The sequence below is a fragment of the Salinivibrio siamensis genome, from assembly GCF_001996005.1.
GTDB lineage: Bacteria > Pseudomonadota > Gammaproteobacteria > Enterobacterales > Vibrionaceae > Salinivibrio > Salinivibrio siamensis.
The window spans coordinates 1-15,716 of record NZ_MUFB01000035.1 but is presented as its reverse complement, the minus strand read 5'-3'; the positions used below and the strand labels follow the sequence as shown (position 1 = coordinate 15,716).

The following is a 15,716-nucleotide window of genomic DNA, read 5'->3' as shown; positions in this document are numbered from 1 at the left end:
AATCGCGGTCGAGCTTGCTACCGCACGCGTTATCATCGCCGTCGTCACCTTTTTTGTTTTTTTCTGCATTAATCGCCTTTTCACAGTCACTCTTGTCATCACTGATTAAATTTTAGTCAAAAAATAGCGTTAATTCAACGCAGATACCTGTCTGTTTTCTTCAAAATTGTGAAGCACAACGTACGCACTGAACAAGGAAAAGACATACAAAAACGGCGACCCTTAAGGTCGCCGTCTTGCTTATTAATGGTGCCCCGGGCCGGACTTGAACCGGCACAGCGCGAACGCCGAGGGATTTTAAATCCCTTGTGTCTACCAATTCCACCACCAGGGCAACGCAGTTATGCGTGGTAGCACCATAGTCCGCAGACTGCGCTGCGAACGTGGGTGTACTTTAATGAAATTTAACCCGAGGTCAATAGCCCTTTTATTCTTTTTGATTCAGATGGTTGAAAAGCAGACAGACTCAACAACCTGACGTCGCATATAACAGCTTATGTCGGGTTATGGGCAAATTGGTGTTTCGCCACCTTTTTGAGGAACCCTAAGTCCACCATGGTCGACATGTAGCTATGCGGCTTGCGCGTGACCTGATCTTGGATAAGCTGAATCATTCCGGCCTGACACCCTTGATCGTGATAGGTCTCAAGCACCTCATGCAGCGTCTTTTTATGGATGTCTTCGATCCAAAGCCCCGCCACATCGGCTCCCGCACCAAAGTGCAGCAATGCGATTTCTGGATCGCATTGATGCGCTACACCTACCGAATTATGCAATGCGACCATTTCATGAATCAGATCGGCCTGCTCCGCCGACAATCCTTGTTCCAATGCAAACGCTTGTGCAGCAATGGCGCCTTCGACTTCGAAGGTGTCTTGTTGGGCAACATAGTCGGTCAAGCCAATATCATGTAAGATTGCGCCAACAAAAAAGACTTCTTTATCAACACCTTGTTTTATTTTATGGTTCATCGCCAGACCAAACGCGTAGCTACGTAAGGAGTGGTTGACTAAAAATTCAGGGCTAAATTGTTTAACCAGTGCTAACGCCTGCTGACAGGCTTGGCTATCGGGGACAGTATAATGTGCCGGTGAAACATATGGCACGGCAGTACGCGTAATGGTCCGCTTCACTCTCTGCACTGCTCGGCTCATATCACTTTTGACAAATTGGCACACCATACAAGGCTTGGAGGGTCGAGGCTTAGTGCGTGTTATCTTACGTGACATGACGTTTCCTGTGCTAGTGGGTGTTCCTGCTCGACCAACGGCACTGGCATGAACACACTATGTTAATGATTGCCTGACACTTTTGATGGCAGCAATCACAGTTGCATCCAAGTTATCACCATAGTCGTGTTTTTTGAAGCCAATGGCGACAGGGATCTGAGCCTCACTCAATTCTTTCGCAAGACGTTCAACCATCACCGCCATTTGCTCTTCGGTTTTATTGGCACAGAGCATGGTGTAGATATCTTCCCCTAATCGAGCGATATAGCCATCGTCATGTAAAACACCATTGAGAATGGACACAAACAGAGTGGTCATTGCGGTATCTTTCAAATGCGTTGACTGGTTGCTCTGAGAAACATCAATAGCCACCACATGCACGGGCGTACCCACCGAACGGATATTGCTTTCTTCTTTTTCTAAATATAAAGACCAACCTAATCGATTAAGAAAACCGGTTTCATGATCTTTTAATTGTGAGGGTAAAAAACTCATTTGTTTTCGCGACAAGTCGATGTTTTGCAGCTCAAGCTGTAATAGCGTTGAGAGTAATTTAGAGACAAGCTCGATGGTTTCCAACCCGTCAGGCGGAATGCGATCGACCGGTTCGGTGTCTATCGCGCACAAGGTGCCAAATAAGTTACCATCCGAATAGCAAACAGGGATCCCAATATACGACTTAATATTCTCCGCTTGATAAATTGGCGCGTTCACATACGCGGGGACACTGTCAACGTCAGGCGCCCAGCGCGGTCCTTCACCCTGCACCATACGACTGCACATTGAATCGCTCCACGTGAGTGTGGTCAATTCATCAATACCGTATTTGCTCCCTTCTACCTGTAAGATGACCCATTGATCTTCATGCTTACGGGTCATCATCCACGTACCGTAGCCAAACTTTTTATTCAAATACTTGAGTGTATCGCGACTCGCTTTTTCAAAGTGCTCAAAAGGAATTTGGTCTTGCGTGTTGATATGTATCACATCGCGCCTCTTACATTCATTGAATGATTTTTTCTTCCCGCAGATCGGTTTCGATTGCGGTCATCATTGCACTTATTTCGGTAAACACGGCTTTTACTTGTTCGAGATCGTGACTGCTTTTTTCGATAACTCGGAATAACTCGCTCAAACGCATCGCCCCACTTGATGCAGATGCACCTTTTGCCCCATGTGCAATGGCTCTTATTCTTTCATCGTCGGCCCCGACAATGGCCTGCTCAAGCGCATTGACATCCGCCGACACGCCGTCCCAAAACATAGACAATATAGCGCGCTTCATTTCCTGATCTGAGCTGCCAATGACTTTCTCGAGCTGACGGTCATCGATGAGTGCTTCGGTATGAGAGGCTTCTTCGCGGGTCTGAGTCAGCGTGGGCTCGCCCTCTCTTAACGCTCTTCCTCTAAGACGTAATGCCAACACGCGCTTGAGTGTCTCAAGCTCAACAGGTTTGGAAATATAATCATCCATCCCCGCTTGCAGGCAGTGATCCGCTTCTCCCACAAGTGCATTCGCGGTGATGGCAATAACTAAGGTACGCTCGCGATTTTCTTCTGCCTCTAGCCGCCTTATCTCAGCCGCTAATTCAAAACCATCCATTTCAGGCATATGACAGTCTGTTAAGAGCATCGCGTACTCCCCTTGATGCCATTTCTCAAGTGCTTCTTTGCCGTCTGATGTCATTTCAAATGAATAACCAAGCTGTTTTAGCTGCTTAGCGAGGACAAGCTGGTTAGTTGGCTGATCTTCTGCACATAAAATGGTGCCACACACTTGTGCATCTAACTGACTGCTATAGGCAAAGGCATTGCTATATACCGCTTCATTCCAATCAACATCCGGGCTTTCAAGCCCGCACATCACTGCAGCGCCGAGCACAAACTCACTGGGTTTAAGGGGGTACCGGTTTAACCGATACGGCCCTGGATGCCGATAAGCATCGTTTCCACCAAAATCATTCCCCAACAACAGGCACCGCATACCTTGATGTCTTTCCAAAATACTTGCATCTGTTGTCACCGCAATCATAGTATCCGGATTCCAGTTGGCCGGCACCGTCGCCTTAGCATCCAGAATCTCGCCAGGACATAAGCTTTCAAGTAATGCTAAACAGGTATTTTTGAGCGGCTCATGGTCGATAAATACGACGAAAGAAAACGCGGAAAACGGATAACGCCGGCTGGTTTCATGAGTTTTGACGCTGCTAGGCGCAGGTACTCGCACTATAAACTCACTGCCTTTACCAAACTCACTCTCAACCGCAATATCGCCACCCATCATATCGACAAATGACTTGGAAATACTCAATCCTAGGCCCGTTCCGCCGTATCGCCGAGTGGTGGAACTATCCGCTTGTGTAAAGGGTTTGAACAGTTTATCCATCTGCTCGTGCGTCATGCCGACGCCAGTATCTTGGATGCTCAATGTAAGCATCTGACTGTCATGACAATATGCTGTTTTGACAAAGACATGGCCTCCCTCTTTTTCTTTGCTGGTGAACTTAATGGCGTTCCCCAGTAAGTTAAGAAGAATTTGGCGTACTCGCACCGGGTCAACCAAGATAAAGTCAGGGGTAGCGTAGTCATGTGAGAAAAAGAGTTCGACGCCCTTTTGGTCAGCACTAATCCATAGTGCGTCTAAGGTTTTCTCAATTAAGTCGAGCACGTTAACATCGGTCGGATCGAGCTCCATCTGTCCTGATTCGATTTTGGAAAAGTCGAGAATATCGTTGATTATTTCAAGTAAAGAGAACGAAGAATCTCGAATCGTCGACACCATTTTGGATTGCTCTGGCTCCAGAGGCGTTTCTTTTAATAAGTCCACCATTCCAATCACACCATTCATGGGCGTTCTAATTTCATGGCTCATAGTGGCTAAAAAGCGAGATTTTGCCTCGTTGGCTTTTCTCGCCATGACCGATTCTTTCTCTAGCTTGGCTTGTGTCTGTCGCTCATGTGTAATGTCTAAATTAATGCCAAAGAGCATTTCTCGTCCCGACTGCTCATCTTTCACCACATTGCCCGCGGCTTTAATCCAACTGACCCTCTGATTCTGAGGGTGGATCACGCGAAACTCGGCATTAAACACATTGCTATCGTTTAGTGCTGTTTCGACTTCTTTGATCGCATGTCGACGATCATCGGGATGAAGGCATGCCTGCCAGACCTCGTAATCCACTGGCGCTTCAGGTGCAATCCCATATAGGCGATACATGTTAGCGTCCCACTTAAGCTCCCCCGTGGTTACATCCATTGACCAATTGCAAATCCCCCCGCATCAGATGCTAGCTGCATGCCGCGAAGCAACTCATCTCGCGCCCTTTTTGCTGAGAGCAGCTCGCCTTCTATCGCTTTGCGCTGACTAATATCTTCCAGCGCAGCAATGAAGTACTTGGTCGCACCATTTTCATCGAGCACTGTCGCGACCGATACCGYGGCCCACAGCACCTCCCCGTCTTGCTTAATATATTGTTTATCCATCGAAAACGATCGGTTCTCACCCGAGGCAAGTTGAGTGACGTGTTTGATACTTGCTGATAAGTGGTCTGGATGAGTGATGTCTTGATAGCTTAATTGCAACAGCGCTTCTTGGTTATATCCGAGCAATTCACTCATTCTGTCATTGACCTCAATAAAGTTTCCCTCTAGGTCAACACGACATATACCTACTGCCGCCTGATCAAAAGCAGTTCTATAGATGACTTCTCTTTCTTTTAGCGCATCCTGAAGACGTTGTTCTCGCTGCTTAACGTCCTCCTCTACGGTGATATCTTTAATCACACCGACAAACCCCTGGGTATCGCCAAACCAAGTTTCGCCAACGGATACCTCAATGGGGAATTCACGCCCGGATTTATGCAAACCCTGTAGTTTTCGTGGTGTGCCAATCAGCTTTTTACTCCCTGTCAACTGATACTGACTTATAAATCCATCATGGTCAGCTTTATACTTATCTGGCATCAAAATAGAGACATTTTCTCCCACCAGCTCTTCACGGATTCGTCCAAATATAAGCTCCAATGAGCGGTTAACTTCAAGGATATTACCCCGCGTATCGATCACCACCATGCCATCAAGTGCAGTGTCAAACACCGTCCTCAAACGCCCTTCGGATTCTTGTAAGTCTTGAGTTCGGCGCTGTATTTCTTGTTCGAGTTTAAGTTTCGCCTCATCTTCTGCCTGTTTGAGGTCGGTAATGTCCGACTGCATCCCAATATAATGGGTTAACGAGCCCACTTCATCAAAGATGGGATCGAGGCGTAGATTATTATAAAAAAGCGTGCCGTCTTTTTTATAATTGCGCACGACGACGGAGCAAGATAAGGCATTTTTAAGGGCATAGCGGAGGCGATCAAACTCTGGCTGATCACGATCATCGGCCTGCAAAAAACGACAGTTTTTGCCCACCACTTCTTTCGAGCTATACCCTGTTAAGGTCTCAAACGCTTTATTGGCATAAATAATGGGGTAATCTGCAAGCCTAACATCAGAGACAATGATGCCTGTTGCCGTCGCTTCGATAGCGCGACTTTGAATATCCAACTGGAAGCGCTGCTCTTCGGTTTCTCTGATTAAGCTTTCTCGCTCGCTCACCATATCACGCAGTTTGAGCAGTTCACTGGCCATGACCCCAACTTCATCGCCTCGGTCTCGCTGCGGTAGGGAAAAGTTATGCTCGCCCCGCGCCAATTTTCGCACCGCGGTACTCAGCTGCCCTAAAGGTTTGAAAACTTGTCGTGATACATAAAAGGCCAGCAGTACAATCAACGACAGCAGCGTGGCAGTCATGATAAACGAATTTTTATACAGATTATTGGGCGCAAGCAGCGCTTCTCCAACTTCGACGCGGATCATCGCTGACCAACCCAGTCCTGGATAATCATACGCACCTTCGGTATGAGCAAACCCCGTGACCTGATCCACTTGTTTTCGATAGTGTGTTGAGATGTTTGACCCCGTTAATCCAGCGACGGCTAATCTCGCCCCTTCGACACCATTCGTCGCCAAGTTTAATTTACCCAGAACTTGAAAGTCCCTTTGATACGTTGATTCATTTTGTCCTACAGGATCATAATCAACGATAATACGGCCCTGGCGGTCTAAGAGGGTTAATTCCGCACTGACGAGCCCGCGTTTGGCGAGTAAGTCGTAGCTTTCGGCCACAATGGACTCGACCGTAGAAAAATCGACCACATTGACCCATATACCGACAGGCCGATTCGCGGTATTACGGATCACAGACGCAAAAATCATGTCGTAAGAGGAAGCATTGGATCCGAAAATAAAGCGCTCTGGCCCGGTTACATACGTACTRTTCGGTTGTTCGGGGGCAAGGGTTTGGCCGTTAAGGATCTCATTAAACCAAACACTGTTCATAATTTGTGATTTGGAAAGGTCAAGAGGCGCGAGCGATTTGCCATGCTTATTTTGATTATTTATCGCCAGTAATTCGCCCTCCATACTTACTATCGCAATGCGACGGTAGACTTTGTAATTAGCGATTAACTCGTTAAGGTTTCTTACCGTATTGTCATTTACTTGGCGGTTACTCAGACTATCTGATTCAATACTCCCTAGAGACAAAGGAAACGCGCGTGCATCGTGATACCTTTCAAAAAGATTCCTTTCAATCAATCGAATCAGTAGTGCTGCTTCTCGCTCTATGTTAGTTAATGTGCTTTCTTGAAGCAGTTCGCGGCCTTTCCAAGAGACCACAGTAACAGATGCTAACATTAAACCGCCCAGCATCAGCAAAATAATAGGTAGCTTCACAGAAAACTTCATTCACGATTCCCACCCTGAATACTGGCTGCACGCCAATCAAATACACTCAGTGGCTCTGGCTTGGCGTAAAAGTAGCCTTGCCCAATGTCACATCCCAGTGCTTTAACAAAGTCACACACCTCTTGATTCTCGATCCCCTCCGCCACCACGTTTACCCCGATTGCTTTTGCGAGTTGAATACTTTGTTCAACCACAGCCGCAGATTTTGTATTCGATAAACAATCAAGCACAAAGCGCTTGTCAACTTTGAGCTCATCAAAAGGAACCGAATGCAGTTGGGCAATGGACGAGTAACCCGTGCCAAAATCATCAATAGACAATTTAAACTTCATCATTTTTAAGCGCAGCATTTGGGTATCAATGGTCGCCTGATCAGTGGTAAAAGCCGTCTCTGTTAGCTCGCAGATCACTTGTTCTGGACGCAATTGATATTGGGCGGTTGTTGCTTGTAACCACTGTGGAAAATTTGCCGCCTCCAACACTTTGGCGGATATATTGAAGGCAAATGATAAATTGCCGATATCTTTTCCATACTGATTGATATCGCTGTAAGCACATTCAATGACGCGTTTGGTGAGGTCAGTGATGCTCTCAAGATGTTTTTCTGCGGTGGGGATAAACTGGTCGGGAAAAACCATGCTATCATCAGGTTTAAATAGGCGAGCCAAGACCTCAAACCCCTTGAGGCGACCAGAGGACAAGGAAATTTGCGGCTGGAAAAACGCGCTTAGCCCTCCTTTATCTATGTATCCTTTGAGTAACTTGGCAGTGAGCGGCGGTAGTGAGTGCGGCGCGTGGTTAGCCTCTATGTCTAGTTCACGCTCACTGGCGCTCAGCAGTCGTTTCACTGTTGCAAATGAAAGCGGTTTGGCCACACATTCGATGATATTCAGTTGATAAAGGCGCGCCAAATTGGCGGTTGAGGCCAGCACTTCCTCCTCCTCGCCACTCATTAATATTATGGCGCCTGGGTAGGCTTGCGCATCCAAAAACTTGAGTACCTCAAACCCATCTTCGACCGGCATATTGAGATCGCAGAACACGCACCGGATCGAATGTGAGCTCAGGATCTTTCTCGCTTCCCGACCATTTTCGGCCTGATAAATTCTAGTGAAACCAAGGTTTTGAAGACATAGAGCCAGTGTGTGCCGAACCACTTGCTGATCATCAACAACTAATATTCCCTGTTGGAAGTCACTCACTCACGGCCCCTCTTCGCCCTTTAGAAAAGCAAACGCCTCAAGGTTTACCACCTCGTGCCTACTTTAGTACTATAGACCAACCATAACGGGTGCACTTGAGTGACAATCGACCTATACGACTAAAGTCTAGTGACGTGTGAAAAAGGGTAAGAGAAGGACGTTGAGCGTATATTCACTCGCCGATGTCGTTGAGAACCGCTTTCACGAACGGTGCTTTATGTTTTACGTAGCTGTCTTGTTCGTGAACGCCTGCTTTTAAAATGTTGCGCTTTTTTTCTTCGTACTCGGCGCGCACATCAGGGTTATCGAGCAAATACTGTTTGTATGCAATTTGACGATGATGTTCATCACTGTCTTTTTCAATCACGTGAGCATGAATCAAAAACCGCTCACCTTGATAGGTTACGGAGGCGTCTTTACGAGGGCGGTGTTCGGGAAACGGCTGCTTACTATGTTGATCTTGAAAGCCTAGCGCGTAAAGATGGGTAATTGCGTTTTCTCGCTCTCCTGAGAAATAAAGAATAGATAAATCAATGATCCCTTTGCCACCGACTTTGGCTGATGTTGAACCAAAATGCAGTACCTCAATACGAGGTGTCGAGATATGGTCAGACAAGGCTTGGGCAACGTCTAAGTAAATAGGACGCCAAGGAGAGAAACTGGCGTCAACTAATTGGTAGGGCTCGAGTGTGATCATGTGGCACCTAAGGTAAAAAAGAATGCTGGTAAACACGAGTGAGTCGGCATGAGCGACACATTGACTCAAGTTAGTTGGCTATCGTACCAGCAGTTCCCATGCAAACAAATCACACCACCTTACTAGACGCCTTCCGCAAGCTTAGGGTTAGAACCGTATTGATTGTTATTTTGATCCCCTTCCAATGCACAAAGCACCAGCAGCGCAATCATCCCGATAATAGGAATGAATGAAATCAGCAGCCACCATGCAGAACGTCCCGTGTCATGCAAGCGCCTTGATGTAACGGCTAAGGTTGGCAGTAGTACCGCCAATGAGTACACAATGCTCAGCAACACCAGCCCCGTCGCTTCAGCGACAATATTTAGCGCCAAGGAGATGCAAAAGTTAACCAGAAAGAACATCCAATACTCTCGACGATGGGCGCGCCCTGAAAAAGTGACATAATTGCGCAGCACTTTTAAATACCATTCCATACGTAACCCTATTTTTAGTTGAAAGAAGTGTTCGCACGTATCATAGAACGGACTATCGAGTCAGTACTATTTCAGTGATAAGACATCCGACCGCTTTATCATCAGCTTGAGAAGCTTATCACTGATTCGCCACGTAATAGAAAGTTAACGGCAGCTAGCTTTGCAAACCCGCGGCATGCATCAAAAGCTTAAATAGCCAAGAGACAGCCCCCAATGCTGCTACACTGGCTCCCCAGATAGCGATTAACCAAAGCCAACGCTGCCAAGTCGGTTTTGTCATACCAGCCATCAGTGATAGGCCTCGTCCGGATTCACTTTGCCACTAAAGACACGGTAACTCCAATAGGTGTACATCAAAATAACMGGGATGATAAACACCGCGCCAATCAGCATAAATTGCAAGCTTTGTTGTGGTGARGCWGCCTGCCAKATYGTRATGCTGGGCGGAATGATATGCGGCCAAATGCTAATGCCGAGGCCAATAAACCCGAGCAGGGTAACACACAACGCCATAATAAATGGACGATGGTGAGCCTGATCAGGACGGGTACGCCAAAGACGGAGCAAACAAAGAGCGGTCAATAAAGGAACCGGGGAGAGAATGAGCAAATTTGGCAGACTAAACCAACGGTCTGCAACCCCCGGGTACGCAAATGGCGTCCAGACACTGACTATCGCAATACTTATCGCCATCAACACAACCAGTCGACGACTCAAGTGGTACATACGCATTTGCAACGCATGCTCCGTTTTCATGATCAGCCAAGTGGCCCCCAGTAAACCGTACGCAATGATCAATCCTATACCGCAAAAGAGAGGAAACGGTGCCAACCAATCGAGTCCGCCACCAGCAAAAGCGCGGCCCTCGACAGGAAAGCCTTCAATCACCGCACCCACAGTCACCCCTTGGAAAAAGGTGGCAAAAATAGACCCGGCCATAAAAGCGGTATCCCAAAAGCCATGATGCCCGGGCAACGCTTTGAAACGGAACTCAAACGCCACACCACGAAAAATAAGCGCCACCAACATCAAGGTGAGCGGGATTGTTAATGCATCAACAATCACAGCATACGCCAAGGGAAAAGCACCAAATAATGCCGCCCCACCAAGGACCAACCAAGTTTCATTGCCATCCCATACCGGCGCGACACTGTTAACCATCAAGTCGCGCTCTTCGCGCTCAGTGATAAACGGCATCAGAATCCCGATCCCCAAGTCAAATCCGTCCATCACGATGTACATTAGAGTGGCAAACACGATGATGCCAAACCAAATCATTGCTAAATCCATGTTTCCCCCTTACACACGGCCAGAGACAGTTAACGGTTCATGCGGTGTATCATCATGCTGATCCGGGCCTAATTTAATTTGATGGATCATATAGATGTACCCCAACCCAAAGACCAAGCCGTACACCACAAAGAAACTGATCAAGCTAATACTCATGTGCAAGTCACCGTGGGCAGACACCGCATCTTGGGTGCGTAAAAGGCCATGCACTACCCAAGGCTGGCGCCCTACCTCAGTGGTTACCCAGCCAGCTAGAATCGCGACCAACCCCGCCGGCCCCATATAGAAAGCAAAACGGAGCAGCCCTTGATGTTCAAACAGACGTCCTTTATAGCGCTGCCAGGCCGCCACTAGTCCAAGTGTGATCATCAATAGCCCTAAGCCCACCATCAGACGAAACGCCCAGAAAACCACGGGCGAATTAGGTCGATCCTCAGCAGGAAATTCGTTTAGCGCAGGGATTTGCTCGGTCAAACTGTGTTTTAAGATCAGGCTACCCAAATAGGGAATTTCTACTTTATAGTGAGTGGTTTCCGCCTCCATATCTGGTAAGCCAAACAAAATGAGCGGTGTGGGCTCGCCATGACTGTTATCCCAATGCCCTTCCATCGCTGCTATTTTGGCAGGTTGATACTCCAAGGTGTTCAAGCCATGCAAATCACCAATAAAAGCCTGAATAGGCGCGGTGAATAACAGCATCCACATCGACATCGAAAACATCCGCTTCACCGCTGGACTACGCTGCCCTTTGAGCAGGTGCCACGCCGCCGATGCACCGACAAATAAGGCACTGGATAAAAACGCCGCGACCACCATGTGCGCCAAGCGATAAGGGAAAGAGGGATTAAAGACCACCGCGAACCAATCCACAGGCACCACTTGACCATTAACCACTTCATGCCCTTGTGGGGTGTGCATCCAACTGTTGGAGGCTAAAATCCAGAAGGCAGAGATCACTGTCCCCAGCGCCACCATGGACGTAGCGAAAAAGTGCAAGCGATCACCGACACGTTGCCAACCAAACAGCATGACGCCGAGAAAGCCGGCTTCTAAAAAGAAAGCGGTGAGTACCTCATACGTCAGCAGTGGGCCAGTAATACTGCCCGCAAACTCGGAAAAGCCACTCCAGTTGGTCCCGAATTGGTATGCCATCACCAACCCAGACACCACGCCCATCCCGAAGTTGACCGCGAAAATTTTCGACCAGAAAAGATAAAGGGTTTTGTACTCCTGCTCGCGAGTTTTAAGCCATAGCCCCTCAAGCACCGCAAGGTAGCAGGCAAGGCCGATCGTAATCGCAGGAAAGATAATGTGAAAAGAAACCGTAAACGCGAATTGAATACGGGCCAACATAAAGGCATCAAGACCAAACATACGTGAAGTCCACTTTAGTAATTATACCAACGCGCATGGTAGAAGCCCATTATTAATGTGCCCATATACAGACGGTTCAGATTAACCTATAACAGCCTGCTGACTACCGTGTTATAGTCTGAACGGCCCAATAGACTGAAGGGGGTAAAGGTGTCTAAATATCAGAAGCTTAGTGAACAGATTAAACAGCAGATTCAAGCTGGCATTTGGCACGTGGGAGAAAAGCTTCCCTCGCTGAGAAAACAGGCCGCCTATTCAGGTCTGAGCATGATGACAGTGCTCCAAGCCTATCAACAGCTAGAAAGCCAAGGGTGGATAGTTTCACAGCCCCGTTCAGGCTATCGTGTCGCTCCTCATGCCGCACTTAGCCAAAACCGAACGGATACAGCCCTCCATCCTGCTGAATCGGTCGATATTAATGACTATATTTTCGATGTCTTGCAAGCCAGTCGCTCTCCCGGCATGGCAAGCTATGGGCATGCCTATGTCGATCCCTTGCTCGCCCCTCGCCATCAAGTAAATCGTTCGCTCACCACTGCCGTGCGCTTTATGTCGATTCATAGCGTGGTCGATAATCTCCCGCCGGGTAATGCGCAACTGAGACACCTGATTGCCCAACGCTATGCAGCGCAGGGCATGCAAATCTCACCCGATGAGATAGTAATCACAGCAGGCGGATTGGATGCGTTAAATCTTAGCTTGCGTGCGGTCACGCAACCTGGCGATTGGGTCGCAGTCGAAAGCCCCGCGTTTTACGGCGCGTTGCAAGCCCTTGAAAATCGCGGACTCAAAGCGATGGCAATCCGAACACATCCTACAGAGGGGATTGACATCGATGCACTTGAACGCGCCTTGCAAACACACCCAATTCGCGCTTGCTGGTTGATGAGCAATCATCAAAATCCGTTGGGGTACTCACTGTCAGATGAAAAGAAGGCGCGTCTTGCCGAACTCGTCAAGCGCTATCAGGTGTACTTAATCGAGGACGATGTCTATGGCGAACTCTATGATGGGGAACACAAACCGAAGCCCATTAAAGCGTTTGATAACAGCGGCCATGTTTTGCACTGCTCGTCTTTTTCAAAAACCTTGGCCGATGCGTTTCGCCTCGGTTGGGTAGCCGCTGGCGATCAAGCCCAGAAACTACAAAAGCTGCAGCTAATGAGCACGGTGACCACCAGCGTCCCCATTCAACTTGCTGTAGCCCACTACCTGCATAACCGAAACTATGAACATCACTTAAAGCAGCTTCGCCACACGCTTGCCGAGCGAAAGCGAGCGACGTGTCAGTTCCTTGTCGATCACTTGCCCCAAGCTGTGGAAGTCGTTAACAGCCCAGGCGGATACTTTTTATGGATAATCTTGCCCAAAGGCAGTGATACTACTGCCCTATACCACCTTGCGCTCAAACATCATATCAGTATCGCACCAGGGAACATGTTTGCGACACACGCACAGTTTGCCCATTGCTTTCGACTCAATGCCTCTTACCCACTCGATCATGCTCACCAAAATGCGCTGGCCACCTTATGTGATTTGATTGCACAGCACATTCAAGCCTTGGTAAGGCACTAAGATTGGTTGAGTAACCAAGTAAGGATGGCTTTCCGCGAGGTAGGGGTCGCCTGCTGATACCAATAACCCATCATCTGCAAAGCCTGACTTTGAGTGGTCGGCAGTACACCGCTTCCGTCACGATGCGCAAACGCCCAATCCGCAAAAGCGCTGCGTTCAGAGTCAGTCGCTTGCTGATACCAGTAGTTCACCATTTCTTCTGGTTTCTCTTTTGTGTCTTTCACTGAGATTGGCTGACTCGCGGATACAGCGGACTGGCTTTGTTGCCCTAAAACACGCGACGCCTCATCATTGGCCGCCATAAAGTAAGCGTTGGGAATCGACAATTGCACCCGATTTCCGCCCCCAGCACTATTGAAGGTATAGGTAACCTGTGGTTCAGACCAATTGTTGGCAATGTCTGGGGAGAACGGAAATGATACATATTGCGTCGTCACACAGTGCTCCGTGCACGTTTCTGACGTTACTTGAGTATTTTCAAGCGGCAGCGTCTCACCATTGATGGTGACGGTTTCATACTCTTGATAATTCTTAAAATACGAGATTTCAGTCATCAATTTGGAAGGAGCCACGTCGGGGCCTGCTGACTTATCAACGGGATAATTCGCCACATAATTCGCACTTGCTTTAACGACATTCGCCCCAGACAAGACCTGAATGTCTGGCGTGATCGATTTCGTCACCACCTGCACATAGTGGCGACGCTCTTTTACTGAACTCGCAACATCATCAAACTGACTCGACGAATCAAAGCTAGTACAACCGACAATAAGTAGACAACTCGATGCGGTCACAAGACGGAAAGTTGCTTTCATACAGCCCCCTTACAGGAAGTTAAAAAAACCGGCCATCCTGGCCGGCAAAAAAGAATAGAAAGGCAAAGTGTTACTGTTAAAAGTTATATTCGATACCTAGACGGGCAAACGCTTTTTTGTCCTCTAGATTGCCCGCATCGTGCTGGCCAATACGAAGATAAGGCAAGAAACCATTCTTCGAGTACATTAGCTGACCGGCAATCACTGAATCACTATCATCGACATCGGCATTGTTGTCTAAATCAGAATCGCCATTTGCAGCATAACCTAAGCGGTAACCCCACGGACCATTCCAGTACTCACCAACCACTGAGATTTGATCTTGCTCTGCCTCAGTCCCCTTGTTAGCTCCCGCGGTGTTGTACACGCCATCATTATATTTGTAAGCGGCAGACACCTTAAAGCCACCTGGAAGTGGAATTTCAACCCCAGCTAAATACGCCTTGGTATCAATGTCACCCTCATAATTAGAGTTATATTCGTACCCACCATGGAGGGTAAATGCATCCGCTAACGTATAGTGTGCCGCGGCCCCAAAGTGATTTGAGCCTTTGACATCTTTATCGCCACGTCCCACTGACACGTCAAAACTAAATCCACTGAAATCTGGTGAGTCATAACGCGCAATATCGCCTTTACGATCATAATGCGACTTCGTGTCCGCCCCCCAGTCAAAAACGCGGCCTAACCCTGGGTTAGAATAGGGCCAATCGACCACTTCATACATTGGTGTCAACATACGACCAAAACGCACTTGGCCCCAGTCTCCTTTCATACCAATGAAAGTATCACGATTACCCAATGTCGCGCCCGTTCCATCTTCACCGACATACCCTGACTCAATTTGCATGAAGATATAAACGTCGTCATTAAACGCCTTACCGGCTCGAACCCCGACGCGAGACTCATTTTCATAGTCGTAACCGTTACCATCTTCTTGGTTGAAGGCTGAAATAGCCGCAACACCATAAAGGTCAACATTGTAGTCAGTTAAAACACCAACCACACCTTCGTGGTCGGCGGCCATTGCGCCAGTTGATCCTAATGCAACCACTGCACTAATAAGCGAACGCTTAAAAATCTTATTCATGAAAGACTCCTGCTATCTGCAAGATACGGGCTTTGCCTCGTTGATTTATTAAGTTTTATCGAGTGCAAAACCGATTTGAAAGCTGAGAAACGTATTTCAGCTTTCCCCCGCTGCTTACACATTTCGTGTAACCACACCTTCAGACTAATTACGCAAAGAAAAATATCAATCACGACTTAAT

Annotated in this window: 13 protein-coding genes and 1 tRNA gene; 1 reads left to right on the top strand and 13 read right to left on the bottom strand. The window is 47.8% G+C overall.

Annotated elements, in window-relative coordinates:
- Positions 1-247 precede the first annotated feature (247 nt).
- From BZG73_RS14225 to BZG73_RS14180, 11 genes are all read right to left on the bottom strand, one after another.
- Positions 248-334 (bottom strand) — tRNA-Leu (locus BZG73_RS14225).
- Between the two features lie 160 nt (positions 335-494).
- On the bottom strand, positions 495-1,133 hold the full coding sequence (locus BZG73_RS14220; protein ID WP_197075723.1) for an HD domain-containing protein: 639 nt from the start codon (positions 1,131-1,133) through the stop codon (positions 495-497).
- Between the two features lie 153 nt (positions 1,134-1,286).
- Entirely contained in the window at positions 1,287-2,216 is a 930-nt protein-coding gene (locus BZG73_RS14215) for a sensor domain-containing diguanylate cyclase (RefSeq protein ID WP_077668650.1), read from the bottom strand.
- A gap of 16 nt (positions 2,217-2,232) precedes the next feature.
- Positions 2,233-4,485 (bottom strand): ATP-binding protein, encoded by a 2,253-nt coding sequence (locus BZG73_RS16200; RefSeq protein WP_235606079.1) that lies wholly within the window; start codon positions 4,483-4,485, stop codon positions 2,233-2,235.
- The gene (locus tag BZG73_RS16195; protein ID WP_235606078.1) at positions 4,476-7,016 is read right to left on the bottom strand and encodes a PAS domain S-box protein; all 2,541 of its coding nucleotides are present in this window, start codon (positions 7,014-7,016) and stop codon (positions 4,476-4,478) included. Before BZG73_RS16195 ends, BZG73_RS16200 begins: the two co-directional genes overlap by 10 nt.
- Positions 7,013-8,218: an EAL domain-containing response regulator gene (locus tag BZG73_RS14205; protein ID WP_268794218.1), complete on the bottom strand. Its 1,206-nt coding sequence runs from the start codon at positions 8,216-8,218 to the stop codon at positions 7,013-7,015. Before BZG73_RS14205 ends, BZG73_RS16195 begins: the two co-directional genes overlap by 4 nt.
- Positions 8,219-8,390: 172 nt before the next feature.
- Positions 8,391-8,915, bottom strand: coding sequence for a GrpB family protein (locus BZG73_RS14200; RefSeq protein ID WP_046073415.1), 525 nt, complete (start codon positions 8,913-8,915; stop codon positions 8,391-8,393).
- A 122-nt stretch (positions 8,916-9,037) separates the two neighbouring features.
- Positions 9,038-9,391 (bottom strand): DUF805 domain-containing protein, encoded by a 354-nt coding sequence (locus BZG73_RS14195; protein ID WP_046073416.1) that lies wholly within the window; start codon positions 9,389-9,391, stop codon positions 9,038-9,040.
- A gap of 154 nt (positions 9,392-9,545) precedes the next feature.
- Complete coding sequence (locus BZG73_RS14190) at positions 9,546-9,671, bottom strand: DUF2474 domain-containing protein (RefSeq protein WP_077668667.1); 126 nt, start codon at positions 9,669-9,671, stop codon at positions 9,546-9,548.
- Between the two features lie 8 nt (positions 9,672-9,679).
- A complete protein-coding gene (gene cydB, locus BZG73_RS14185) occupies positions 9,680-10,681 on the bottom strand; it encodes a cytochrome d ubiquinol oxidase subunit II (protein ID WP_069590157.1) in 1,002 nt (333 codons plus the stop codon).
- 9 nt (positions 10,682-10,690) lie between these two features.
- Entirely contained in the window at positions 10,691-12,055 is a 1,365-nt protein-coding gene (locus BZG73_RS14180) for a cytochrome ubiquinol oxidase subunit I (protein WP_077668649.1), read from the bottom strand.
- 150 nt (positions 12,056-12,205) lie between these two features.
- Between BZG73_RS14180 and BZG73_RS14175 the strand changes: the two genes are divergently transcribed.
- Positions 12,206-13,630 (top strand): aminotransferase-like domain-containing protein, encoded by a 1,425-nt coding sequence (locus BZG73_RS14175; protein ID WP_077668648.1) that lies wholly within the window; start codon positions 12,206-12,208, stop codon positions 13,628-13,630.
- Here BZG73_RS14175 and BZG73_RS14170 read toward each other — a convergent pair.
- Positions 13,627-14,445 carry a DUF2057 family protein gene (locus BZG73_RS14170; RefSeq protein ID WP_077667203.1) on the bottom strand — a complete coding sequence of 273 codons (819 nt, stop codon included), beginning with the start codon at positions 14,443-14,445 and terminating at the stop codon, positions 13,627-13,629. The genes BZG73_RS14175 and BZG73_RS14170 overlap by 4 nt on opposite strands.
- A gap of 76 nt (positions 14,446-14,521) precedes the next feature.
- Complete coding sequence (locus tag BZG73_RS14165) at positions 14,522-15,535, bottom strand: porin (protein ID WP_046073421.1); 1,014 nt, start codon at positions 15,533-15,535, stop codon at positions 14,522-14,524.
- Positions 15,536-15,716: the final 181 nt, after the last annotated feature.